Here is a 24,997-nt window from a genome sequence, read left to right on the forward strand (position 1 = left end):
GCTGTGAATGTGATGCTCGCCGCCGGGCTGGTGGAGAGGGTAAATGCCTGTGGAGGGAGCGTAAGACGTGTGCTTGCATGCGCGGACCCGGTGAAGCAGGAACCCGCCGAACAGACCTCACCACCTGGTGTGGCTGCGTAGGAATCCTCCGTGTTTGCGCGGAGGGGGAAGTCAAGCAGATCGCACGCTGGTCAAGCGCCTTGCGATGCGTCGCACCGTGTTCGTGTTTCCGCGTGCCGCCCTCGCGGCGGCACAGGCGGGCGCAAGCAACCGGGTTGCAGCCGCTCAGCGCCGCAGTGTGATAAAAGACGCCGAACGGGCCGGCCTGCACCGGGACGGCGCCCGGTGGCTCGACGACGCGACCGTCGGGGTCCTCGCTGCCTTGGCAGGTGGGCGCGAGGCAACCGCGTCCGAATTACGTTCGGAACTACCTGTTCTCGACGCATCGATCGACTACGGCGTCGGGAAGTCCTGGGGCGGAAAGGTTCCGTTCGCACCACGGGTGATGACGGTGCTCTCGGCCTCGGGTCAGGTGCTCCGGGCCTCCAACAACGGGTCGTGGCGAATCTCGCGCCCGAACTGGGTGCGTACTGCCTCGTGGTTGGGGGAGGAGATCGAACCGCGAAGCGAATCCGAGGGACTTCGAGACCTCGTGGAAATGTGGTTGCGCGCATTCGGGCCGGGTACCGAAGCCGACATCAAGTGGTGGCTCGGTACGACGATCAAAGCCGTCCGAGCTGCGCTGACCGAACTCGCGGCTGTGGAAGTGGACCTCGACGGGCGCGTCGGCTATCTCCTTCCGGACGACGTCGACCCCGCGCCCACTGCTGAGCCGTGGGGCGCGCTGCTGCCGTCGCTGGATCCCACCACGATGGGCTGGTGCGAGCGAGAGTGGTACCTCGGCCCGTACAAGCAGCAGCTTTTCGACACCAGTGGAAACGCAGGGCCGACGGCGTGGTGGGATGGCCGGATTGTCGGCACCTGGTGGCAATCCGACGACGGTGCCGTGCGACTCCACATGCTCGAGGACGCAGGGAAGGAAGCATCGGCCTTTCTCGCCGCCGAAGCCGCTCGGCTCGAGGAATGGCTGGGGGGTGTGCGGGTGCTGCCGAGATTCCCCTCGCCACTGGCCAAGGCCCTGGCAGCGGGATAGTTCAGCAATCCTGCAATGCAGGCCGATCAGGATGTTCGAATCGCACCACGATGTCGGCCTCGAAAGAGACTTCGGCCTCGTGGGCGAGCAGTGGGGCGATCGTCGAATGGTTGTCGGCGGGAGTGCCTCGCTCGAGTGCACCCCGGGACATTCTCAGGTCGACGGTCACATCGAAATGGATGCCTCGGCCGAGGAGCATCGGTCCTGCCACGACAAGCACGTGATCGGCTGCGGCGCCTACCCGGTGTGCTCGCACCGACCGGTCGGTGGCCTCGTCCCACAACCGCGGCAGAAAGCGATGCCGCCTCTTCAGGGACGAGACCACCTCGCGGTCCTGCGCGTCGTAGTCGTACCAGCCCGACCGGTAACTTTCTTCATCGGCGTGCCCGTGTTCGAGACGGAGCGAGGCAGGCCGGACGAAATCGTGCAGTGACACGGCGTCGGCGGGGCGCCCCGCGGCGCGCAGAGCCACGACGACCCGGCTCGCCAGACCAATGGGGTCTGCGGCGTCGGCGGCCGAAATCGCCATGGCGACCGGGCCCGGTCGTGCGTTTGCACGTTCGGCGAGTAGTTCGGTCAGTAGAGCAGGAGAGATCGGGGTGAACGACGCCATCCGATCAGGGTATCGCCGGCGTGATCCGCCTTGCCCCTGCCGCGATAGGCCTTGTGCGTCGGGAGAATCGAAGCCACGGATTGCATCACACAGGTTCGGGCGTCCTGGCCGACGCTGGGGCACGGTCCGAGGCCGGCGCCCCGATCGCGCGCTTGGGTTGCGTCCGCACGTGAGTGATGTAGAGGGCGAGACCCACGAACACGACACCGCCGACCAGGTTGCCCAGAACCGTCGGGATCTCGTTCCAGATCAGATAGTCACCGAGGGTGAAGTCACCGCCGAGAAGCAGACCGGACGGGAACAGGAACATGTTGACGACCGAGTGCTCGAAACCCATGTAGAAGAACAGCATGACGGGCATCCACATGACGATGACCTTGCCCGGCACACTCTTGGACATCATCGCTGCGACAACGCCGGTGGACACCATCCAGTTGCACAGCATGCCGCGGAAGAACAGGGTCGCCATGCCGGCCGCACCGTGCTCCGCATACCCGAGAGTGCGCGATTCACCGATCTCACCGAGACGTTCGCCGACCGCGTCCGGTGTGATCGAGTAACCGTAGGTGAGGATGAAGGTGATCAGCACGGCCACGGTGAAGGCGCCGAGGAAGTTTCCGACGAAGACCAGACCCCAGTTGCGGAGCATCGACCCGATTGTCACGCCCGGACGTCTGTCGAGGTATGCAATGGGAACCATCGTGAACACCCCGGTGAGAAGGTCGAAACCCAGTAGGTAGAGCAGGCAGAATCCGACCGGGAAGAGAATAGCTCCGAGGAGGGCGTTGCCGGTCTGCACGGTGACAGTGATCGCAAATGCCGCCCCGAGTGTGAGGATCGCACCGGCCATATACGCCCTGATCAGGGTGTCGCGGGTAGACATGAGGACCTTGCTCTGGCCGGCGTCGACCATCGCGCGGGCCAGCTCGGCGGGTGGAACGTAGGACACGGCAACCTCCTGGTGCGAACAGTGCCCGACCAGTGTCGGCGGGGTCGGTCACCGTGGCGTTTCGGAGCAGTAAGGATGCGTTGCGTTCTCCTCCGCAGGCGGTGGCTCGGGTTGTGAGGTCGATCCATCATGTATATTGGCGGTGCTTCACGAGATGCCGTCGCCAAGCTCCGACTTGACGGCACGCCAACCCCACGCTCGCGGGTGGCTCGGATGACGAAGCGGCTCGCGGCCGACCGGCCCGGGCACGAGCGCCCCGCCCGGGGCCGACCCGGAGGAAATCATGACCGACCATGTTCGCGGTGCCGATCACGTAGATGCTCACCCGTGCGCCTCGTTCGGCGACGGGCACCAGGTGCATTACACCCGCGCACGTAAGGCTTTCGACGATTCCGATCTCGGTGTCGGCGCGCTGGTGCGCGTTCTGGACGATTCGGGGGTCGAATTATCTTGGGATGGGATACGACTCGTATTCCGTCACCATGACACCACCGCGATCGCCGCCGCGGTCCACGCTGGCGGGGAGATCGGGGTCTGGGTTCCGCAGTGGCGAGTGCTGATCCTGCCGGGCCCTGATCCGTATGAGCCTGCGACCTTCACCCTTGCCGCACCTGATCACTGGACGGACTGTGTGCGAGGGCGTGTTTCGACGCCGATCTGCGTGCCCGGCCGGTGATCCGTCGGATCAGCTTTGTTCGGACTCGTGCCAGAACGCTGGAAGAGTCACTGCCAGAATCTCTTTCGCTTGCATCGGTAGAGAGTGGGTGGTGTTCGGCACGACGTCGACGGTTGCTCGCGGGAGTGTTCGTGCCCGCTGCGCAGCAGTTTCGGCTCCGGCGAGCGAATCGCGTTCAGCGATAGCGACGTAGGTGGGCATGACGAGGGCGTCCATCTCGTCATCGCTCAGGGGAGAAGGAGTCGGCAAGGCTGCCGAGAAGTGCTCCGAACCCGCGGCGATCATCTTCGCCATGTCGTCGTTCGGGTCGAACTCTGCCCCGCCTACCTTGCCGAGTGCGGCCGTGCGCCAGGACTCGGGCAGGAACGGGAGAGTCGAGACCATGGTCCACGCCATCATTCGGGCAGAGGGATGCGCGAAGGTGAAAACCGGTTCGAGGAGTGTCAGCGACCGGACCCTCTCCGGGAAATGCTGCGCGTACGTTGCTGCGATTGCTCCGCCGAACGAATGGCCGACGATGTGCACGGTGTCGGTTTCGAGCGCGTCGAGTGCGTCGGCGATCCAGATGGCCTGGTCACCGAAAGAGGCGAGTGGAACATTCTGAACCGACAAACCGGCATCACCGAGTGCGTCGAAAGCGACGACCCGTCGGTGGGGTAGGAAGTCGGCGAGGTTCTCGGCCCACATCGGAACACCCGACGACCGGCCCGGTACCAGGACGACCGGAACGGTATCCGCGGTGTCCGGGGAACTCCACTCGTAGGCGCGAACTGTGCCGAAGCGAGTTGCGAGGTCGTGGGTCGATGTAGGCGAGGGGAGCGAGGACATCGCTCGCTCATACGCCGCGAGGTAGGTCCGGCGTCCCTCTGCGTCGCGGAAATGACCCACGCCGGCTGCTCCGAAGAAGAACTGCTGCACGCTCACAGCACCCAGCGCTGTGAGTGCGGCGACGACGGCAAGCGCGCTGCGGCGAAGCCATCGGTAGCGCGGGCGAGCGGGTGGTGGACGGCCGGTTCGGGAAACTGTGCTTGCGGCGTACTCGCTCATCTGCAACTCCTGATCGTCCAGTATCAGTACTTTTTGCAGTATAGACATATTGTAAAATGCTGTCATGCCGAAAGTTGTCGACCATGCCGAGCGTCGCAAAGAGATTGTGTGGGCCCTGTGGGCAGTGATCCACGAGCGAGGAATCGATGGGGTCACGTTGCACGCGGTGGCTGCGGAGGCCGGGGTCTCGATCGGCAGGATCCAGCACTACTTCGAATCGAAACAGAATCTGATCCGGGCCGGAGCGCAGGAAATGGTCACCGGCGCCGAACAGATGTACCGCGAACACGGATCCCCCCGTGATCCCGGATCGGCCCTCGCAGCACTGCTCACCCAGCCGGTCCCTACGAATGCCCCCGCACGTGTCGGTGTCTCGGTCTGGTATGCCTACCTCGCGAAAGCGACGAACGATCCGTGGATCAGATCGTTCCTTGCTGAAGCCTCAGGTGGGACCGTCGGCGAGGCCGGGCGTCTACTCCGTCTCGTCGGGCTCTCCGAGGCCAGGGCGCACAACGAAGCCGTGAGGTTGGTTGCGGTCAGTACCGGTGCGACACAATCCGTGCTGATCGCGGGGATGGACGCGGACGCCGCGGTCGATCTCGTCCGTCGGGAGATCGACCGCAGCATCGACCTCGGTCCGGAATGAAGCCGGGAGTGAACCGGCCGATCACGCGTCGCCACTTCACCGTGTCGGTGGGCAGGTTCACTATGGTTCCATGGTCAACACCCATCACGCATTCGACTACATCGAACTCGGCGCTACCGACCTCCCCGCTTCACGTGAGTTCTACGAAACCGCATTCGGCTGGAACTTCAACGACTACGGGCCGAAGTACGCCGGTATCCGTGCCGCAGAAGGTGACGGAGAGGTCGGTGGGCTCACGACTCTGCGCGCACCGGGTACAGCCGGACCGCTGGTCCTGCTGTACTCGAGCGACCTCGATGCCTCGGTAGCTGCTGTCGAACAGGCCGGGGGCACGATTTCGTCGGGGCCGTACGACTTCCCGGGAGGGCGACGGTTCACTTTCGTCGATCCGAGTGGAAACGAACTGGGTGTGTGGTCCGAAGCGTGAATCCCTTCGGCGAGCGCGCTTGTCGTGGACAACACCGCCGGTCGAGGACGACCGTCGGACGGGCTGGGTTCAGTTCGCGGCGTGCACCCATCGCGCCATGCCGGTCCGAGCGAGTTGCGGAATCTGCTCGGCCGACCACGGGCTGATCAGCCACGGAACGGTTGCGGCGGTCTGCATATCGGCCCATGACACCCACGACCAGTCCATCACCTCGGACGGGTCGGGCTCGAGGCCGGATACTGCGCGGGCGCAGAAGACTGGACAGACTTCGTTCTCGACAGTCCCGTCGGCTGCCGTCGCGCGGTAGCGGAAACGCGGCAAGATGCAAGTGAGGTCGTCGACGGCGAGGCCCAGCTCCTGCTCGAGACGGCGGTGTATCGCGTCCTCGAGGGATTCGTCCGGTCCGGGATGACCGCAGCACGCGTTCGTCCACACGCCGGGCCATGTGATCTTGTCCAGTGCGCGTCGAGTCGTGAGTACCCGGCCCTCGTCATCGAACACGTAGCAGGAGAATGCCAGGTGAAGTGGAGTGTCCGTGTGGTGGACAGTGGCTTTCGGAGCTGTTCCGATGGGTCGCTCGTCCTCGTCGAGCAGAACCACGAGTTCGTCGTGGGCACGCGCTGTCATCTCGGATCTCCGTTGGGTGCTCGGGGGTATCGGGCGACGTCGGACATTCGCCGGATCGAGCCTACCTGGGCGGCTCGATCCGACGATTCGACACCGATCACACCTCGAAGCCCCACCAAAATCCCTACAACCACAACGTCTGCCGACAGAAGCGGGCTCCCCGAACTGTTGTTTCCGTCCGTTGGCCGTGTTTGCGTCGCCGTTGAAACGATAAGGGTGTTTCTTCTCGCACTGTCGCGCCCCTGCACGCGCACCGACCCGCCACTACGCTCGGGCGTGGTAGCTGCCGCAGACGTCACCCACCGAATTCGGCGCCTCACTGGCACCGCCACCTCCGACGTACGGGACGTGATCGCATGAGCAAACCCACACCCAGCATGACAGCTCGCTACGAGGGGAGAAATCTCGAAGTATCCGGTCCACACCGGATCTATCCGTCCGGCTTGTGGTACTTCCGGTCCGCGGACTCGGACCCCGCCCCCACGTGGATTCCGGCAGGTGACATCCGCGAAGCGCCGGGAGGGAACGTACGGGCCGGCGCCCACGACCGACGCCTGGTCGACGCTGTCGCACAGCCGTTGTTCGTCACCGGATTGAGCCTCGCGATCGCCGTTTCGGCGTGGGTGACCTCGTTCTTCGAGGCCCGTCTCGGCTCAGTGGGTGCCCGGCCGTCGAGATGACGCGTGACCGCCGTCGCCGGGCGGCCCACGGTGACTCGTACGCCGCTCTACCCGCTGTGGGCAGTCACACGGTGACCACCTCGAGGGCATGTGTGAGATCGGCGATGAGGTCATCGGTGTCCTCGAGACCGACCGACAAGCGGATCATCGACCCGGTGATACCGCGTCGCAGCCGCTCCTGCGGCGAAAGGTCGTAGTGGGTGGTGGTCACCGGTTGCGTCACCAAGCTTTCGACTCCGCCGAGACTCGGGGCGAGAGTGAACAACTGAAGGCGATCGACCACCTGTACTGTCGTCTCGGTGTCCGCGGCGACCTCGATCGTCACGATCCCGCCGAAACCGGTCATCTGTTTCGCCGCGAGCATGTGCCCGGAGAAACTCGGGAGACCTGGGTACAACACTCGCGCGACCCGGGGGTCGGCCTCCATCGCTTCTGCGACCGCCTGTGCATTGGCGTTGTGTTGTTTGACGCGGACGGTGAGGGTGCGCAGGCTACGCGACAGCAACGCCGCGGCCTCGGGTGCGATGCACGACCCGAAGCTCTTGCGCCAGGGCTTCAACGGGTCGATGAGCGCGGCAGCCCCGAGTACGAGCCCGGCCGTGACATCGGAGTGGCCACCGAGGTACTTGGTGGCCGAGTACGAGACGAGATCGGCGCCGAACTCGAGAGGATTCTGATTGACGGGTGACGCAAACGTGTTGTCGACCGCGACGAGAGCACCGTGACTGTGCGCGAGGTCGGCGATCGCCGCGATGTCGTAGATCCCGAGCGCGGGATTGGTGGGCGTTTCGAAGAACACCAGCTTCGCTCCGCCACGGAGGACATCGTCCAGGCGGTGGAGTTCGTCGCCGAGGAGGAATGTGGTGGTGATGCCGAGCAAGGAAAGTTGTGCGGTGAGCAGTTCCATCGTGCCGCCGTAAGCGTCGCCGACACACACGATGCCGTCGCGTCCGTACTGAGCGAACAAGGCTGTTTCAGCGGCCATACCCGAACAGAACGCCAAAGCGCTCTCAGCACCCTCGATCGACGTCATCGTTTCCTCGAGCGCAAAAATCGTTGGGTTCAGACCGTAGCGCGTGTAGAGCGGCCCCTCGGTGTGCCCGTCTGCGACCTCGAGCAGTGCAGCGGTGTTCTCGAACGAGAACGTCGTGGTGTTGTAGACCGGCAGGTGCGGCGCACCGTAGGCATCGGTGATGCCGGTGCCGTGGATCGCCCGGGTGGACCGACCTGCTGATACATGCTTCACGCCAGAACTCCGTTCACGAGGTGTGTTCGAGTGGACCCGAACGCAGTATCCCGTTCACGAACGCCGGGCCCGACGCCGGCTGCTCAGAACACGGTGGCCGAGCGGTGCCGTTGCCCGGTGGTAGCCGTCGTCCCGGCGGTCACCCGGCAGATTCCCTGACGGACTGCGCCATGTGTCGTAGCGTCGAGGTGACGGCGTTCCCACGGTGATCGACACGAGGAGTTCGAGCCGCGCGAACGCACGCGTACAAGCACTGCAGCCCTGGAGGCGGTAATGAGTGACGACAGCTTCGGAACCCGCGACACCCTGACGGTCGACGGTATCGACTACCGGATCCATCGCATCGACAAGGTCCCTGGGTCGGACCGCCTTCCCTACAGTCTCAAGATCCTTCTCGAGAACCTCCTGCGCACCGAGGACGGACGTCTGGTCACGCGCGAACAGATCGAGGCCGTGGCCGGCTGGGATCCCGCGTCCACGCACAACCCCGAAATCCAGTTCTCGCCTGCCCGCGTGCTCATGCAGGATTTCACCGGTGTGCCGTGTGTGGTGGACCTCGTCGCGATGCGCGATGCCATGACGACCCGCGGTGGCGACGCCACCCGAATCAATCCGTTGATCCCCACTGAACTGGTCATCGACCACTCGGTGATCGCCGACGTGTTCGGCACCGAAGACGCATTCCGCATCAACACCGACCTCGAATTCACCCGCAACCGCGAACGCTACGAACTGTTGCGCTGGGCGCAGGGCGCATTCGACGACTTCAAGGTCGTACCGCCCGGCACCGGCATCTGTCACCAGGTCAACCTCGAGTATCTCGGTCGCGTCGTCTTCACCCGCGAGACCGAGGACGGAGAGACGCTGGCCTACCCGGACTCGCTGGTCGGAACCGACTCGCACACCCCGATGATCAACGGCATCGGTGTCGTCGGGTGGGGCGTCGGCGGAATCGAAGCCGAGGCCGCAATGCTCGGTCAACCCGCCTCGATGCTGATCCCGCAAGTCGTCGGATTCAAGCTCAACGGTGAACTGGGGGAGGGCACCACCGCCACCGACCTGGTTCTCACCGTCGCCGAAATGCTGCGCAAGACCGGCGTGGTGGGCAAATTCGTCGAGTTCTTCGGCCCCGGTGTAGCGAATGTGCCGCTTGCCAATCGCGCCACGATCGGCAACATGAGTCCCGAATACGGCTCGACCATCTCGATCTTCCCGATCGACGACATCACCCTCGACTACATGCGCCTCACCGGCCGCTCCGACGATCAGGTTCGTCTGGTCGAGGCGTATGCCAAGGAACAAGGGTTGTGGCACGATCCTGCCCGCGAACCCGCGTACAGCCAGGTCGTCGAACTCGATTTGTCGACGGTACGCCCGTCGATCGCCGGCCCCAAACGGCCACAGGACCGTATCCCGGTGGCTCTTGCACGCCAGGCGGTCGGGGCGCTGCTCGCAGGTGCTGACGTGCCCGGCGTCGTCGCGCAGGTGCAGGAAGTGGGTCTCGACGAAGGTTCGATCGAGTCGTTCCCCGCGAGTGATCCCGTCGCGATCTTCGGTAAGGACACCAGTGCACCACCTCGTGACCCTCTGCCCGATGATCTCGCCGCGGCAGACCCACCGTCGAACAAGGTGCCTGTGCGCATCGGTGACGGACCCGAGTTCGAGCTCGACCACGGCCACGTCGTGATCGCTGCGATCACGTCGTGCACGAACACGTCGAACCCCTCGGTGATGATCGGGGCCGGATTGCTCGCCAAGAACGCGGTGGACAAGGGCCTGCGCAGCAAACCGTGGGTCAAGACCACCCTCGCGCCCGGATCGAGGATCGTCACCGACTACTACGAACGTGCGGGGCTCACTCCGTATCTCGACAAGCTCGGCTTCGACCTCGTGGGATACGGATGCACCACGTGCATCGGCAACTCCGGCCCATTGCTCGACGAAATCGCCTCCGCGGTCGACGAACACGACCTCAACGTGTCGGCGGTGTTGTCGGGAAACCGCAATTTCGAAGGCCGGATCCATCCGCAGACGAAGATGAACTTCCTCGCCTCGCCGCCACTGGTCATCACGTATGCACTCACGGGCTCGATGCTCGTCGACATCTTCGAGGACGAACTCGGTACCGATGCCGACGGCAACCCCGTGTTTCTGCGCGACATCTGGCCGTCCACCGAGGAGATTCAGGCCGTCATCGACGAGTGCGTGCGCTCGGAGATGTTCGAATCCGGCTACGCCGATGTCTATCACGGTGACGACACGTGGCGAAACCTCGATGTCCCCACCGGTGAAGTGTTCGACTGGAAGGATGACTCGACGTACGTGCGGCGCCCACCGTACTTCGACGCGATGCCGGCGGAGCCGGAGCCGCTAAGCGACATCGCGGGCGCACGGGTCCTGGCACTCCTCGGCGACTCCGTGACCACCGACCACATCTCCCCGGCGGGCGCGATCCGTCGCGACAGTCCGGCCGGACGTTATCTGCAGGAGCACGGCGTCGATTTCGCAGACTTCAATTCGTACGGGTCGAGGCGCGGCAATCACGAGGTGATGATCCGCGGCACCTTCGCCAACATTCGGCTGCGGAACCAACTCGTCCCCGACGTCGAAGGGGGAGTCACCCGGTACCTTCCCACCGGCGAACAGATGGACATCTACGACGCCGCACAGAAATACGCGGACGACGGCACACCGTTGGTCGTGCTGGCCGGCGCGGAGTACGGATCAGGGTCGTCGCGTGACTGGGCGGCGAAGGGCACTCTGCTGCTGGGGGTGCGCGCGGTGATCGCCCAATCGTACGAACGCATCCACCGGTCGAACCTCATCGGAATGGGAGTGCTGCCATTGCAATTCTCCGATGGAGCCTCGGCGGGGACCCTCGGCCTCACCGGGGAGGAAGAATTCGAGATCACCGGACTGGCCGACGCCGAAGCGATACCCGAGACCGTGCATGTGCGGGCGGGGGACATCGAATTCGATGCGAAGGTGCGTATCGACACCCCCGCAGAGGCGGAGTACTTCCGGCACGGCGGAATCCTGCAGTACGTACTCCGCCAGCTCGCCACATAGCGGTGCGCGCATCGGCGGGGTGCCGTTCATCCGGAATGGGACGGGCGAGGGTCGACCCGTGATCGAGCTTGTGTTGCAACGAGACCGGGTCGCAGTATCCGGGCAGGTCAATCGTCAGGCTGCATGTCGGTGATCGCCGCGGCCACCCGCTGAGTGTCGGCATCCGTCCATCCGTCCGGTGCCGTGACGGCCGCCCACCCGTAGGGGATGAGATCCTCGTAGTTGTGCCCGTGCCCGACCGGAGGTGAATTGCCGACCATGATGTCGGCCGCGACCTGCCAGAACGTGACGATCGGATACCAGCGCATCGACGGCACTCGATCTGCACCCGGGGGTTCGGCGAGCCAATCGGGTCGCTCGAACAGCAGCCGGGGACCCCACCACACCACCGGGTCCGATGCGTGCTGCAGATACAGCACCCGCGGATCGTCCCACGGCGCGTCGGAGGATTCCAGGTTCTGGAGGTTCGACGCGAACCGCACCTCGAGTCCGTCGTGGTAGACGGGCAGGACCTCCGGCGTACCCGGATCGCGCTCGGCGATGATGCTCCGCCACAGCGAATTCGAATTGGGCGGACCCACGAACAGTGCACCGTCGACGTCACCGCGCAGATCGACGAGGTCGTCGAACGCTGCCTCGGCAGACTGCGACCCGAGACTCTCGCCGTACACCACCAGCTTCGGACGTCGATCCTCCGGGAGCTGTGCCCATCGCTCGTGCACGCCGTTGATGAGCGCGTCACCCGCCGCTTTCGCGGCCGAACCGTCGACCAGGAACGAAATCCAACTCGGCAGGAACGAATACTGGATCGCGGCGATCGCCGAATCACCGTTGTAGATCATCTCGATCGAATCCGCCGCAACCGGGTTCACCCACCCGGTGCCGGTCGTTCCTGACACGACCAGGATCTCCCGGTCCCAGGCCTCGGTCCGGTCCAGTTCGTCGAGGATCGATTGCACTTGCGATTCGGTGGAGGTGTCGGCCTGCAGGCCCGCGTACACGCGGATCGGTTCACGGGCGGGCGCGCCGTTGAGCTCGGTCAACTCGTCGGCCCGGAGGCCGCCGTCGGCGAACGTGCGTCCTTGCCTGCCGAGACTGTCCCATGACGATGCCGACGCAGGGCTGCCCGAGCGTTCCGGCTCGTGCGGCTGTGCGACACCCGGGTCGGTGCTGTTGTTGTCGGACGCGAACACGTATCGTGCGGCGGTCGATGTACTCGCGAGGATCACCTGGTCGACGAAGACCACCGCCGCGACCGCGAGCACCGCCGGTGCGATCACGTGAGCCGCCGGAACCGGGATACGTAGCCGTGCACTGAGGAACCGTGCGAACCCGTGGGCCACGCGGCGCAGGCCGCGTCCGATCAGCAGGAGAACAGCGAAGACCGCGACACTGACCAGTCCGGTACGCAGATACGCGAACGACGTGGTGTCCTCGATGCCCATGAGCGCGCGGATATCGTTCTGCCAGCTGGCTGCGACCAACAGGGATCCGGTCACCGTGATGAGAGCAAGAACAGCGACGACGGTCTGCGCAATGATGCGGGCGGTGCGTCGCCTGCGCCACCACGTCAGGCGCGGAGCGATCCAGCGGCGCGCCGGATAGGCGAGTAGAACTCCGATTCCGTATCCCGTGACGCTCGTGATTCCGCTGATGAGGCCTTGGTACAGCCATTCCCGGGGAATCAGAGACGGACTCAGGCTCCACGCGAAGAAGAACACCGCGACCACGAGACCGACGAAATCCAGCCCGAACACCGAGAAGTACGGCCGCCGTTCGACGGTCGGGGAGCCGGCGTGAGCCGATGCGGTCGTCATCCGCCGACGGTATCCCGGCGCGGGCAGATAGTGTCGGAACCATGACACGACGAGTGAGCGTATGGGGCGGCGGATTCTGGTTGAGTCGCAAGACCAGGGAGGCCGCTCTCGATGCGGCGCGGGAACTCGATGAGCTCGGCTACGCGAGACTGTGGACATCGGGCGGCTTCGGCGACGGTGTGCCCTCGATCTACGGAGAGGTGCTCGCTGCGACACCGAAGCTCGGTGTCGCGAGCGGAATCGTCAGCATCTGGCACGCGGATCCTGAGGACGCCGCGACGGCAGTCGATCGATTCGAGCGCGAACATCCCGGACGTTTCCTGCTCGGTCTCGGTACCAGTCACGGACCGGTAGTCGACGCAACCGAAGCCGGCCGATACACGAAACCCTACAGTCGCATGGTCGAATACCTGGACGCGTTGGAGCGGGCGAACACTCCGGTCCCCGCCGGTCGTCTCGCGCTGGCCGCGCTCGGTCCCCGCATGCTGAGCTTGTCGGCCGCGCGTACCGCGGGCGCACACCCGTATTTCGTACCCGCCGAACACACAGCCCGGGCCCGGGAAATCCTCGGCGACGGTCCACTTCTGGCTCCCGAGGTCGCCGTAGTACTCGACGAGGACGAAGACACTGCCCGCGAAATCGCACACGAGTACATGCGCGGTTATCTGTCGCTTCCGAACTACTCCGACAACCTCCTACGTCTCGGATTCACCGAGGACGATGTCGCGGGAGCAGGCAGCGACCGGTTGCGTGAGGCGCTGATTCCGTCGGGCAGCATCGAACGCGTCGTCGCCGGGATCGAGCGGCACTACGCGGCCGGCGCCGACGAAGTACCTGTTCAGGTACTCACTGCAGATCCGATGTCGTTCCCCACGCAGGCGTACCGTGACCTCGCCGCGGCGCTGATCGGCTGATCGCGGATGGATTGGCGGAAAGCCGTCGGAATCCCCGCTGCCGCGGTGGCCGCGGTGGCGTCGTACGATCTGCTGCAGCGAAAACACTCGCTGCTGCGTAACTTTCCCGTGATCGGGCATGCCCGCTACTTCATCGAGGCGATCGGTCCCGAACTCAGGCAGTACATCGTGGCGGGAAACGACGAGGAACGCCCGTTCACCCGGGATCAACGTCGCTGGATCTATGCATCGGCGAAGCAGCAGAACAACACCTTCGGTTTCGGCACAGACAACGACATCGAGCGCACCGACGGATACACCGTCATCAAACACCGCACCTTCTCCCAGGTTCCGCCGTCCGCCGCGCCGCACAGTGGCGAGGACGTAGCAATTCCCTCCGCGAAAATCCTGGGCGGACCACGCGGTCGCGCGAAAGCGTTCCGTCCCGGTTCGGTCGTCAACATCTCGGCGATGAGTTTCGGATCGTTGTCGGCGGCCGCGGTGGTCGCGATGAACAAGGGCGCGGCGGCCGCGGGGTGCCTCCACAACACGGGTGAAGGCGGCCTGTCGCCGTATCACCGCAACGGCGCAGACCTCGTCTTCCAGATCGGCACCGCCTACTTCGGATGTCGCGACGCCGACGGGCGATTCGATCTGGATCGGCTCGTTGCGTTCACCGAGTCCGCACCGATCAAGGCGCTCGAGATCAAGCTGAGTCAGGGCGCGAAACCCGGGCTCGGGGGCCTGCTGCCCGGAGCGAAGGTCACGGAGGAGATCGCCGGGATCCGCGGTGTACCGGCGGGGCGCGATGTCGTGAGTCCGTCGAGACACACCGCGTTCCACGATGTCGACACCCTGCTCGATTTCGTCGAACTCCTAGCAGCGAGAACCGGGCTGCCCGTGGGAATCAAGGCTGCAGTCGGCGATCCGAGATTCTGGCAGGTCCTCGTCGACCGGATGCGCAGCGGCGAGCGTGGAGTCGACTTCGTGACAATCGACGGTGGGGAAGGTGGTACGGGCGCTGCGCCGCTGGTATTCGCGGACACCGTCTCCCTGCCGTTCCGCAGCGGCTTCGCCCGTGTCTATCGGCAGTTTGCAGAGGCAGGCCTTGCCGAGCGTGTCACCTTCATCGGGTCGGGGAAACTCGGCCTCCCCGACAACGCCGTGGCAGCCATGGCTCTCGGATGCGACATGCTCAACGTCGCGCGCGAACCGATGTTCGCGGTCGGCTGTATCCAGGCGCAGAAGTGTCACACCGACACCTGTCCGACCGGCGTTGCCTCGCAGAAGCCCTGGCTGCAACGCGGATTGGATGTTCCGTCGAAAGCGGACCGGGTGGAGCAGTATCTTCGTGCATTACGCCGCGACCTGCTGAAGGTGTCGCAGGGGTGTGGAGTGGCGCACCCGAGTCTGATCACCTCCGACGATGTCGAGATCGCCGATGGCAACCGACGCTCTGTGACGTTGACCGAGCTGTACGGCTACCGGGAGGGTTGGGGCCTGCCGGGTCCCACCGATCAGGAGGAGATCACTCGAATCATGACGCCCGGCGCCAGCGGATCCACCGGAGCTGCGACTCGGTACTGACGCAGTGGTTGCCCCTGCGCTTTCAGCGCAGCCGAAGTGGGCAGCAAGCAGTACGCGCAACCGGTCGCCGACGGGGCTGCGACAGACCGCAACGTGAGGGTGCAGGTGTCCGGTGACTGCTTCGCCCGGTGGGAGGGCGGTGCCACCTACCACTCATAGTGGTGGCCTGCATCACATAATCGCCGTACCCTTGATTCATGAAGCACATCACCACTGGTCCACGCGATTTGACGGTCGATGTGGGGGACACCATCGAACTGCACCTGCCGGAGAACACCTCCCGCGACTACTGCTGGTCCACGACCCGAATCGGGAAAGGGCTCAACCTGCGCGATATCAGGTTCGTCCCCTCGAACAATCCGCTGCCCGGAGCCACAAGTGAACGGGTGTTCTATCTCCGCGCGAAGCGGCCGGGCACGTGGCCGCTGTCGTTGCGGATGCGCAGGCACATGGACCTGTCTGCGGCGCTCGCCGACATGACCGTCACGGTGACCTGAGGCTTCGCAGAGTGGGGATCGACGCGTACGCGCTCCTCGACGTCGCGCGCGCTGAGGCCGAGGTGGGGCTTTCCGAAGGCGGTATACCGATCGGAGCTGCGCTGTTCGACGCCGAGGGCACATTGCTCGGTCGGGGGCACAACAGACGCGTCCAAGACGACGATCCGACGATCCACGCCGAGACCGCGGCGTTTCGCGCGGCCGGTCGCCGTCGCGACTACAGGTCGACGATCATGGTCACGACGCTCTCGCCGTGCTGGTACTGCAGTGGTCTGGTGCGTCAGTTCGGCATCGGGTCCGTCATCGTCGGGGAGGCGGTCACATTCTGCGGCGGCCACGGGTGGCTCGTCGACTGCGGAGTCTCCGTCACGGTGCTGGACGACCCCCGGTGCGTGGCGATGATGACTCGCTTCATCGACGACTCACCAGAACTGTGGGATGAAGATATCGGCATCGCACCGTCGTCGGATCCCCTAACCTGAACCGGAAACTACGGGTGTGGGGGGAATGTGTCGTCGGCGAGTCGAATCCGTAAGTCGACCTGGGTCGGTATCGGCGCGCTGGTGTCGATCTGCTGTGCGTCGCCGGGAGAGCACCCGGGCCGCCTGCCGGCCGACCAACTTGTGTTCAGCGTCGGAACCGGTGGCCACGGATGGCTCCCGTTCGTGGTCCAGGCGCTTCACTCTCCGGTGATCTCGGTTTACGGCGATGGCCGGGTGGTCTACACCGAACGGACCGAACCTCACATGATGGCCCCACCCGAATACCTGGTGGCTCTGTCGGATCCGGACGAGGTGGCCCGGTTCGCCGCGGACATCGAGGATCTGTACCTCATCGATCCGGGCACCGATGTCGGAAGTCCTGCAGTGACCGATCAGGAGACGACCACCGTCGCCTTTCATGGACACGGTGACGCCTCGGAATTGCGTGTCTACGCATTCGGTACCCGGTTCGAGCAGGATCTGTCCCCTGCCGCACTCGAGAATCGCGCAGCATTGCGAGACGTGATTGCGGAGGCCTGGGACTTGGCCCAGGGGGAGGCCGAACCTTTCGTGCCCGATACCGTGCACATTTATGAACCGCAGGCGGGGGCCGCTCCGGACGGCGTTGTTCCGTCGTGGCCCGGCCCTCATCCCGCCACGTTCAGGACGGGCGATCCGGGATCACCCGGAGTGATCAACGGAGATGCCGCCGGTCTCGTCTATTCCGCGGCGCGGGAGAATCCGGATTCGTGGTGGAGGGTCGACGACGAGGTGGTGCGGCTCGTCGTCGACCCCGTCCCGTGAGTGGCGGCAGGGGTGTGCGAGTCGCTCGGTGCCGATCCAGCGCTCATCGCAATGCGGGCGGAGCGTCCAGATCGGGCGCGGAATAGGTGTCGCACGCCGCGATCTGTCCGGTGTTGTATCCCGCGATGAACCACTTCTGGCGCTGCTCGGACGAGCCGTGGGTCCACGCTTCCGGGTTGACGCGACCCGTGGCAGCGGACTGGATACGGTCGTCGCCGACCGCGGAGGCGGCCGAGAGCGCATCCCGGATGTCGGTGTCGCTCAGCGGCGCCAGGAACGGAATGCCCGTGTCCGGGTCGGGGAGGGTGTCCGCGTAGTGCGCCCACACCCCGGCATAGCAATCGGCCTGGAGTTCGGTGCGCACCGCACCCGACTCCGGTCCGCGGGGATCCGACTGTGCGCGACCGAGGTCTCCCAGCTGATTCTGCAGGTGATGGCCTACTTCGTGCGCCACCACGTATTCCTGGGCGAGGGGCCCGCCGCTCGACCCGAACTGGGTCACGAGCTGCTCGAAGAAGCTGGTGTCGAAATACGCGGTCCGATCCGCGGGGCAGTAGAACGGGCCGATGTCGCTGGTGGCGTTGCCGCATCCGGTCGAGGTCGCCGCGGTGAACAATTCGACCTCGGGCATCTGGTAGGCAATGCCTGTTTGAGCGGCGAGTTGCTGCTCCCACACGGTATCGAGGGATTCGACGGTGAAGGCGACGCGGCAGTCGACGCTCGAGTTCGCGTCGCCGCCGGTTTCGCATCCCTCGAGTGTTCCCCCGGCGCTGTACGGGTCGGATTGGTCCGGGACACCCGATCCGAGCAGTGACGTCGGGTCGCCGCCGAACAGCAACGCCAGGATCAGCACGATGAGGCCACCCGCGCCGCCTCCCAGCGCGATCTTGCCACCTCGGCCGCCTCCACCGACACGAACCCGGTTCGGATCGCGTCGTGCGCCCTCGTTGAACGTCATTGCATCCGCCTTGTCGTCGAGCCGAACGAACCGCACAAGTTTGGCACGGCCGTTTCGGCACGTGTGTGCTCGGCCGCTTCGTGTCTTTCGTAGGATTGCAGCGACGAACCCCGTCGATGATCGTTTCGAAAGGAATTCCGTGCTGCGCACCCATCTCGCCGGCTCGTTGCGAGCCGAGCACGCCGAGCAAACCGTCACCCTCACCGGTTGGGTTGCCCGGCGCCGCGACCACGGCGGGGTCATCTTCATCGACCTGCGCGACGCCTCCGGTGTGTCCCAGGTGGTTTTCCGTGACGCAACGGTGCTCGAGCAAGCGCACAAGCTCCGAGCCGAATACTGCGTGAAGGTGACCGGAGTCGTCGAGATCCGGCCCGAAGGAAACCAGAACTTCGAGATCCCGACGGGTGCGGTGGAGGTCAATGCCGTCGAGCTCGAGGTGCTGGGTGAGGCGGCACCGCTGCCGTTCCAGCTCGACGACCAGGCCGGTGAAGAGGCCCGACTCAAGTACCGTTACCTGGATCTGCGCAGGGAGGGGCCCGGCAAGGCCATTCGCCTCCGGAGCAAGGTCAATGCTGCAGCCCGCTCGGTGCTCGCCCATCACGAGTTCGTCGAGGTCGAGACGCCGACGCTGACTCGCTCGACGCCCGAGGGTGCACGCGACTTCCTGGTGCCTGCGCGTCTGCAGCCCGGCAATTTCTACGCGCTGCCGCAGTCGCCGCAGCTGTTCAAGCAGTTGCTCATGGCAGGTGGCATCGAGCGGTACTACCAGATCGCGCGTTGCTATCGAGACGAGGACTTCCGCGCCGACCGGCAGCCGGAGTTCACCCAGCTCGATATCGAGATGGCGTTCGTGAACCAGGACGACGTGATCCTGCTCGCCGAAGAGGTGTTGCACGCATTGTGGCGTCTGGTCGGATACGAGCTCGAGACACCGATCCCACGGATGACCTACGCCGACGCCATGCGACGTTTCGGTAGCGACAAGCCGGACCTGCGCTTCGGCATCGAACTCGTCGAGTGCAAAGAGTTCTTCAAGGACACCACTTTCCGTGTATTCCAGGCGGAGTACGTCGGTGCGGTCGTCATGCCGGGCGGTGCGTCGCAGCCGCGTCGTCAGCTGGACGCATGGCAGGAATGGGCCAAGCAGCGCGGCGCCAAGGGCCTCGCGTACGTGCTCGTGGGCGAGGACGGCGAGCTCACCGGCCCTGTCGCGAAGAACCTCACCGACACCGAGCGGGCCGGGTTGGCGGCCCATGTGGGTGCCGTCCCCGGCGACTGCATCTTCTTCGCCGCCGGTGCGACCAAGCCGATGCGCGCTCTGCTGGGTGCGGCGCGCGGCGAGATCGCCCGCAAACTCGACCTCATCGACCCGAATGCGTGGGCGTTCGTGTGGGTGGTCGACGCTCCCATGTTCGAGCCGGCGGCAGATGCGACCGCGTCGGGTGATGTCGCTCTCGGTTCGTCTGGCTGGACGGCCGTACACCACGCATTCACCTCACCGAAGCCGGAGTTCCTCGACACGTTCGACACCGATCCGGGTGCGGCGTTGGCCTACGCCTACGACATCGTCTGCAACGGCAACGAGATCGGTGGCGGCTCGATTCGTATCCACCGGCCCGACATCCAGGAACGCGTGTTCAAGGTGATGGGAATTCCTGAGGAGGAAGCGAACGAGAAGTTCGGCTTCCTGCTCGAGGCGTTCAAGTACGGTGCGCCGCCGCACGGAGGTATCGCCTTCGGCTGGGACCGGATCACTGCACTGCTTGCCGGTGTGGACTCGATCCGAGAGGTCATCGCGTTCCCCAAGTCGGGTGGGGGAGTCGACCCGCTCACCGACGCACCCGGCCCGATCAGCGACGAGCAGCGCAAGGAATCCGGAATGGACTTCAAGCCCGACGACGTGAAGGACACCGCAGCGGCTTCCACCCAGTAGAGGCACCTCAGCGGCTCGGGAGAAGGTTCGCCGACTGCCCACATCGACGGGGCGCGCTCACCCAGGTGAGCTCGCCCCGTTCGTTGGTCCTGGATTCCGGATTTCGGACTCAACGGAATAACTTCATATACCGAATTGATCGCCGTGGTAGTTCTCATTCACGGAAACGACTCCTCGATTCGGGCTTCCGAGAAGAACTTTCGACGCGGCGACAAGGCTTGAGTGCGGATTGTCCGTTTCGGTGAAACGCGTCGATGATCAGGCGCAACCCGCCCCGCGGAGTGGTGGGGGCGTCGCTGTTTCGGTCGGAACGGACCTTGGTCCCGAGTCGGTGGGGGATTCCGCATGCCCTGTCGGAGGCCGCGACGATGTAGATTGTTCGGTGATGACCGCAACATTGGCAGACCCCGTTTCGGAGGTAGTGCAAGCGGCGGAGACGCTGCTCACTCGTCGCACCGGCGCCCCGGTTACGCTCGCGGATCCTGTGGATCTCGGCGGCAGCGGCCGTTCGGTGGTTCTTCGCGTACGAGTCGCTGCCAACCCCTTCTCTCTGCCCCGCACTCTCGTCCTCAAGCAGGTGCCGCCGACCCGCGGCGCCGGTCACGTCGACCTCCGCGGTGCCGCCACGGACGAGGAGGTCGCATTCCTCCGCGAAGCCGTGTCGTACCAGTTTGCGACCGCGCTCGCCAAGGACCATCGACCCGGAGCGGAACTGCTCGCCTACGACTTCGAGACCCGGCTGCTGGTGCTCAGCGACCTCGGCGATGCCACCCCGCTGGCGACACTGCTGCGCAGCGGCGACACCGATACCGTCGGAAATACGCTCATGGCGCTCGCGCAGGCGCTCGGTCGCATGCATGCCGCGACCGTTGGCCGTGAGGAAGATTTCTCGGCGTTGCTCCGCAGAGCCGGGGTCGTGTCCGTCGGCGACGCGGTGGCCGAACAGGCCATCGACGCGGTCCGCGGCGTGCCCGAACTACTCGCCACCGACTTCGGGCTCACCGTTCCCCAGTCGGTACTCGACCGCGCGGAGCGCGCTGCGAAACTGTTCACGGGGGGACGGTTCCGTGCGTTCAGTCCGTCGGATCTGTGCCCCGACAACATCGTCGTCGGCGACGAAGGGGTGCAGTTCCTCGATTACGAATGGGGCGGGTTCCGCGACGCGACGCTCGACATCGCGTACGCGCTCACCTCATTCCCATTGTGCCTGTGTGCAGCACCCCTGACCTCCGAGCGGGTGCGGGCCATGGCCGATGCCTGGCGCGCCGAGGTGGTGGGCATGTGGCCGCAACTCGCCTACGACGAAGTTCTCGCCGAACGTCTCCTCGACGCCCAGCTCGCCTGCGTCTGGTTGAGCACCCACCTGTTCTTGCCCGAGGAGCACGCCCGCATCGCGTCGGTGCGCACCCACGAATTGTCGGTGGCGCGGCTTCGCGCGTTGAGTTCGAGGTGGTCGTTGCTCGCGGACTTCGCAAGCGATACCGGCCACGACGATGTTGCGGCACACGCACGCGAGGTTCTCGCGAACCTGGGGCACGCGGCGCCCTGACGTCGTAGGTCCTCACAACGGCGGTGCGGGCTCCGTCCTCGCGCTGTCCGCGGCCACTCGTAGCCCCGCCGCCCGCGTGACGCCGGTGTGGAGATCAGCCGGGTTGTGCAGGTGGAACCAGTCCATCTGGACCGCCCCGGGTGTTACGTCGAGTACTCCGTAGCCGTGGGAGTCGAGTTCGACGTACTCGATGTGTCGATTGGTGGCCCGGATGGCGGATTCGATCGCCGGGCCGACCGTCCGCGGCGGAACCCCGAGCAACTCGTCGATATTCGCTGACGTCACCGAGGGCACCACGAATTCGGTTGCCACCGTTCCCGCGGCCGGATACGCGGCTGCGTCGACGGGGACGGCTGCGCCCCAAGACGTGTGGATGTCTCCGGTGAGGAACACGACATTGCGACGACCCGCCGCGGTGATCGCGTCGAGCAATCGTCGGCGATCGGAGGGATAACCGTCCCACTGGTCGGCGTTGTACGGGATCCCGTTCGACGGCACACCGACAAGTTCGGTCAGCGCGCCTGTCGTCTGGGGGTCCAGGGGAGGGAACAGCACCGGTGCGACCATCACCGAGTTCCCCACCAGCTGCCACGTCGTCTGCGAGGTCGTCAGCCCCGCGGTCAACCACGCCATCTGTTCCGGCCCCGTGATCGTGCGGGTGTCGTCGTCGACGGTGCGCCACTGCGCGCCCGGGCGGACCTGCTCGCTCCGGTAGCTGCGCAGGTCGAGCATGGACAGTTCGGCGAGGTCCCCGAACCGGAGTCGCCGGTAGAGACGGGTGCCGTCCATACGGACCGGCATCCACTCCGAATACGCCCTGACCGAGGCGGCTTTGCGCATGGCCCAATCGCCCTCGAACGCCGGATCGTGATTCTCCGCACCACCCGCGTAGGCGTTGTCGGCCGATTCGTGGTCGTCCCACACGACGATCCACGGCACGGTTGCGTGGAGGGCCTGCAGATCGGAATCGGTCTTGTACTGCCCGTGCCGGATCCGGTAGTCGGCCAGGGTCACGATCTCGTGAGTCGGGGCGTGAGTCCTGGCGTCGCTGCCTGCGACAGGAAACCCGCCCGCCGCGTACTCGTACAGGTAGTCGCCGAGATGCAGGATTGCGAACAGATCGTCACGGGCTGCGAGATGCCGGTACGCACCGAAGAAGCCGCCCTCCCAGTTCGAGCACGACACCACTCCGAAGCGCAGCTGATCCGTCGGTGTGCCCGGGGCGGGTGCGGTGCGGGTGCGCCCCGTCGGCGACACGACATCTCCGACGACGAAGCGGTAGTGATACTCCGTCGCGGCGGAGAGTCCGGTCGCGTCGATCTTGACGGTGTGATCCGATGCGGCGGACGCGGTGACCGTCCCGGTCGCGACGGTCGACTCGAAGTTCGTGTCGCGGGAGAGTTCCCACCGCACTGTCGTCTCGGGTCCGAGCCCGGAACCGGGTGTCGCCTCGGGCGACGGGGTCACCCGCGTCCACAGGATCACCGCGTCCGGGAGCGGATCTCCGGAGGCGACGCCGTGGCGGAACACCGCGGGTGACGCCGCTGCCGTGCTCCCGGTGGCGGCGAGCGCGGCAGCGCCGGCGGCACCGACTCCGAAGCGCAGAAATATGCGGCGGGACAATCGCGTGGAGAGCACGCACCGATCCGAACACAGTCCTGGACGGGTGTTCGACGAACGAGCAGGATCTCTTCCGAGATTTCACCGAACGTTCGTCGTCCGGGAACCGGTACCCGAGCGAACGGCACCCTGGCTCGCTGCGAGGAGCTCGACCGCACATTCGCTCGAAGGGCGGTGGCGCTTGTAGCGTCGTCGGCGTGAGTGATCTCTTCGGGGCGAACGACCCGTCGGCCGAACCGGACGCCTTGTTCGAAGCGCCGCGCGAACCGCCGCCGGATCCGGAACCGTCGATTCGGCGTGCCCCGGTCGGCCCGACCGGGCCGAACGCACCGCTGGCCGCACGGATGCGCCCGGCGAACCTCGACGAGGTCCTCGGGCAGCAGCACCTGCTCGAGCCGGGCGCGCCGCTGCGGCGACTCGTCGAGGGTTCAGGGGCTGCTTCCGTCGTCCTCTACGGGCCTCCGGGAACCGGCAAGACCACCCTTGCGTCGCTCATCTCCGGTGCCACGGGTCGACGCTTCGAAGCGTTGTCCGCGCTGTCCGCGGGTGTGAAGGACGTCCGCGCCGTGATCGACCTCGCGCGCCGTCGGCTCACCCACGGCGAGCAGACCGTGCTGTTCATCGACGAGGTCCACCGGTTCTCCAAAACCCAGCAGGACGCACTGCTCGCCGCGGTGGAGAACCGGATCGTCCTGCTGGTGGCGGCCACGACCGAGAATCCGTCCTTCTCCGTCGTCGCACCGCTGCTGTCGCGGTCGCTGGTACTTCAGCTGCAGCCCCTCGGCCCGGACGACATCCGGGCGTTGCTCGAACGGGCCCGCACGGACCCGCGGGGCCTTGCCGGGACGGTCGCGATCACCGACGAGGCGCTCGATCACCTCGTCCGGCTCGCGGGCGGTGATGCTCGCCGCGCCCTGACGGCGTTGGAAGCCTCCGCGGAAACGGCGCTCGACCGCGCGGGTGACACCGACGCAGTCATCGACCTGCCGACCGTCGAATCCAGTATCGACAAGGCCGCGGTCCGGTACGACCGTGACGGTGACCAGCACTACGACGTAGCCAGTGCCTTCATCAAGTCGCTGCGCGGCTCCGACGTCGATGCCGCATTGCACTATCTCGCTCGGATGATCGTGGCGGGGGAGGACCCGAGGTTCATCGCCCGGCGCCTGATGATCCAGGCCAGCGAGGAGGTCGGTATGGCCGACCCCACTGCGCTTCAGGCGGCGGTGGCCGCGGCGCAGGTGGTCCAGCAGGTCGGTATGCCGGAGGCTCAGCTCGCCCTCGCACAGGCCACCATCCACATCGCCACCGCACCGAAGTCCGGATCGGTGACCGCCGCGCTGTTCGCTGCCATCGGCGATGTGCAGGCAGGGAAGGCAGGGCCCGTGCCGAATCACCTGCGTGACGGTCACTACCAGGGTGCGCAGAAGCTCGGCAACGCCATCGGCTACCGGTATCCGCACGACCACCCGGACGGTGTCCTCGCACAGCAGTACGCGCCCGACGAGCTCGTGGGCGTCGACTACTACGAGCCGACGGGCCGCGGTGTCGAGCGTGAGCTGTCGTCGCGGCTGCCGAAGCTGCGTCGGATCGTACGCGGACTGCGGTAGCCGCCGCGGTCCTGATAATCAGTTCGTGGTGGCGCGATAAGCTGAAAGGCGGCCGATCGACTGGATCGTCCGCCCCTTGCCGGGCAGCTCCGCCACCGTCAGACCACAAAGGAC

The 24,997-nt window shown here is 65.5% G+C and carries 22 protein-coding genes and 1 riboswitch; of the genes, 14 read left to right on the top strand and 8 right to left on the bottom strand.

Going from position 1 to position 24,997, the window contains the following annotated elements; translation table 11 throughout:
* Window positions 1-127 precede the first annotated feature (127 nt).
* On the top strand, window positions 128-1,153 hold the full coding sequence (locus MWU77_RS24050) for a winged helix DNA-binding domain-containing protein (RefSeq protein WP_247274987.1): 1,026 nt from the start codon (window positions 128-130) through the stop codon (window positions 1,151-1,153).
* A gap of 1 nt (window position 1,154) precedes the next feature.
* On the opposite strand, the gene MWU77_RS24055 is transcribed toward MWU77_RS24050, so the two are convergent.
* The gene (locus MWU77_RS24055) at window positions 1,155-1,766 is read right to left on the bottom strand and encodes a hypothetical protein (protein ID WP_247274988.1); all 612 of its coding nucleotides are present in this window, start codon (window positions 1,764-1,766) and stop codon (window positions 1,155-1,157) included.
* Between the two features lie 85 nt (window positions 1,767-1,851).
* Entirely contained in the window at window positions 1,852-2,715 is an 864-nt protein-coding gene (locus MWU77_RS24060; protein ID WP_247274989.1) for a formate/nitrite transporter family protein, read from the bottom strand.
* Between the two features lie 145 nt (window positions 2,716-2,860).
* Window positions 2,861-2,973, top strand: a riboswitch (SAM riboswitch).
* A gap of 25 nt (window positions 2,974-2,998) precedes the next feature.
* Between MWU77_RS24060 and MWU77_RS24065 the strand changes: the two genes are divergently transcribed.
* Window positions 2,999-3,391 carry a hypothetical protein gene (locus MWU77_RS24065; RefSeq protein WP_169691010.1) on the top strand — a complete coding sequence of 131 codons (393 nt, stop codon included), beginning with the start codon at window positions 2,999-3,001 and terminating at the stop codon, window positions 3,389-3,391.
* Window positions 3,392-3,400: 9 nt separating this feature from the next.
* On the opposite strand, the gene MWU77_RS24070 is transcribed toward MWU77_RS24065, so the two are convergent.
* The gene (locus MWU77_RS24070) at window positions 3,401-4,486 is read right to left on the bottom strand and encodes an alpha/beta fold hydrolase (protein ID WP_240960156.1); all 1,086 of its coding nucleotides are present in this window, start codon (window positions 4,484-4,486) and stop codon (window positions 3,401-3,403) included.
* Between the two features lie 16 nt (window positions 4,487-4,502).
* Between MWU77_RS24070 and MWU77_RS24075 the strand changes: the two genes are divergently transcribed.
* Both MWU77_RS24075 and MWU77_RS24080 read left to right on the top strand, forming a co-directional pair.
* Complete coding sequence (locus tag MWU77_RS24075; RefSeq protein ID WP_169691009.1) at window positions 4,503-5,084, top strand: TetR/AcrR family transcriptional regulator; 582 nt, start codon at window positions 4,503-4,505, stop codon at window positions 5,082-5,084.
* Between the two features lie 70 nt (window positions 5,085-5,154).
* A complete protein-coding gene (locus MWU77_RS24080; protein ID WP_169691008.1) occupies window positions 5,155-5,511 on the top strand; it encodes a VOC family protein in 357 nt (118 codons plus the stop codon).
* A gap of 69 nt (window positions 5,512-5,580) precedes the next feature.
* Here MWU77_RS24080 and idi read toward each other — a convergent pair whose 3' ends face one another.
* A complete protein-coding gene (gene idi, locus MWU77_RS24085) occupies window positions 5,581-6,138 on the bottom strand; it encodes an isopentenyl-diphosphate Delta-isomerase (RefSeq protein WP_169691007.1) in 558 nt (185 codons plus the stop codon).
* Between the two features lie 356 nt (window positions 6,139-6,494).
* Here idi and MWU77_RS24090 point away from each other — a divergent pair, with 356 nt between their 5' ends.
* Complete coding sequence (locus tag MWU77_RS24090; protein ID WP_169691006.1) at window positions 6,495-6,818, top strand: hypothetical protein; 324 nt, start codon at window positions 6,495-6,497, stop codon at window positions 6,816-6,818.
* A 64-nt stretch (window positions 6,819-6,882) separates the two neighbouring features.
* On the opposite strand, the gene MWU77_RS24095 is transcribed toward MWU77_RS24090, so the two are convergent.
* On the bottom strand, window positions 6,883-8,064 hold the full coding sequence (locus MWU77_RS24095) for an aminotransferase class I/II-fold pyridoxal phosphate-dependent enzyme (RefSeq protein ID WP_169691005.1): 1,182 nt from the start codon (window positions 8,062-8,064) through the stop codon (window positions 6,883-6,885).
* A gap of 273 nt (window positions 8,065-8,337) precedes the next feature.
* Between MWU77_RS24095 and MWU77_RS24100 the strand changes: the two genes are divergently transcribed.
* Window positions 8,338-11,133, top strand: coding sequence for an aconitate hydratase (locus MWU77_RS24100; RefSeq protein ID WP_247274990.1), 2,796 nt, complete (start codon window positions 8,338-8,340; stop codon window positions 11,131-11,133).
* A gap of 107 nt (window positions 11,134-11,240) precedes the next feature.
* On the opposite strand, the gene MWU77_RS24105 is transcribed toward MWU77_RS24100, so the two are convergent.
* The gene (locus MWU77_RS24105) at window positions 11,241-12,950 is read right to left on the bottom strand and encodes an alpha/beta-hydrolase family protein (RefSeq protein WP_169691003.1); all 1,710 of its coding nucleotides are present in this window, start codon (window positions 12,948-12,950) and stop codon (window positions 11,241-11,243) included.
* A gap of 41 nt (window positions 12,951-12,991) precedes the next feature.
* On the opposite strand from MWU77_RS24105, the gene MWU77_RS24110 reads away from it, so the two are divergent.
* The 5 genes from MWU77_RS24110 to MWU77_RS24130 all read left to right on the top strand — a co-directional run bounded on the left by MWU77_RS24110 (window position 12,992) and on the right by MWU77_RS24130 (window position 17,213).
* Window positions 12,992-13,864, top strand: coding sequence for a TIGR03620 family F420-dependent LLM class oxidoreductase (locus tag MWU77_RS24110; RefSeq protein ID WP_169691002.1), 873 nt, complete (start codon window positions 12,992-12,994; stop codon window positions 13,862-13,864).
* A 6-nt stretch (window positions 13,865-13,870) separates the two neighbouring features.
* The gene (locus MWU77_RS24115) at window positions 13,871-15,430 is read left to right on the top strand and encodes an FMN-binding glutamate synthase family protein (protein WP_247274991.1); all 1,560 of its coding nucleotides are present in this window, start codon (window positions 13,871-13,873) and stop codon (window positions 15,428-15,430) included.
* Window positions 15,431-15,627: 197 nt separating this feature from the next.
* Window positions 15,628-15,927, top strand: a complete 300-nt coding sequence (locus tag MWU77_RS24120; RefSeq protein WP_169691000.1) for a protease inhibitor I42 family protein — start codon at window positions 15,628-15,630, stop codon at window positions 15,925-15,927.
* An 11-nt stretch (window positions 15,928-15,938) separates the two neighbouring features.
* Window positions 15,939-16,409, top strand: a complete 471-nt coding sequence (locus tag MWU77_RS24125; RefSeq protein WP_169690999.1) for a nucleoside deaminase — start codon at window positions 15,939-15,941, stop codon at window positions 16,407-16,409.
* 27 nt (window positions 16,410-16,436) lie between these two features.
* Window positions 16,437-17,213: a hypothetical protein gene (locus tag MWU77_RS24130; RefSeq protein WP_247274992.1), complete on the top strand. Its 777-nt coding sequence runs from the start codon at window positions 16,437-16,439 to the stop codon at window positions 17,211-17,213.
* 43 nt (window positions 17,214-17,256) lie between these two features.
* Here MWU77_RS24130 and MWU77_RS24135 read toward each other — a convergent pair whose 3' ends face one another.
* A complete protein-coding gene (locus MWU77_RS24135; RefSeq protein WP_169690997.1) occupies window positions 17,257-18,171 on the bottom strand; it encodes a neutral zinc metallopeptidase in 915 nt (304 codons plus the stop codon).
* A 139-nt stretch (window positions 18,172-18,310) separates the two neighbouring features.
* On the opposite strand from MWU77_RS24135, the gene aspS reads away from it, so the two are divergent.
* Window positions 18,311-20,104: an aspartate--tRNA ligase gene (aspS, locus tag MWU77_RS24140; RefSeq protein WP_169690996.1), complete on the top strand. Its 1,794-nt coding sequence runs from the start codon at window positions 18,311-18,313 to the stop codon at window positions 20,102-20,104.
* Window positions 20,105-20,489: 385 nt separating this feature from the next.
* Entirely contained in the window at window positions 20,490-21,653 is a 1,164-nt protein-coding gene (locus MWU77_RS24145) for a kinase (RefSeq protein ID WP_247274993.1), read from the top strand.
* A 12-nt stretch (window positions 21,654-21,665) separates the two neighbouring features.
* Here MWU77_RS24145 and MWU77_RS24150 read toward each other — a convergent pair whose 3' ends face one another.
* Window positions 21,666-23,291: an alkaline phosphatase gene (locus tag MWU77_RS24150; RefSeq protein ID WP_247274994.1), complete on the bottom strand. Its 1,626-nt coding sequence runs from the start codon at window positions 23,289-23,291 to the stop codon at window positions 21,666-21,668.
* A 179-nt stretch (window positions 23,292-23,470) separates the two neighbouring features.
* On the opposite strand from MWU77_RS24150, the gene MWU77_RS24155 reads away from it, so the two are divergent.
* Window positions 23,471-24,883, top strand: coding sequence for a replication-associated recombination protein A (locus MWU77_RS24155; protein ID WP_169690994.1), 1,413 nt, complete (start codon window positions 23,471-23,473; stop codon window positions 24,881-24,883).
* Window positions 24,884-24,997 lie beyond the last annotated feature (114 nt).

Source organism: Rhodococcus sp. F64268, assembly GCF_023015605.1.
Classification (GTDB): Bacteria; Actinomycetota; Actinomycetes; order Mycobacteriales; family Mycobacteriaceae; genus Rhodococcus.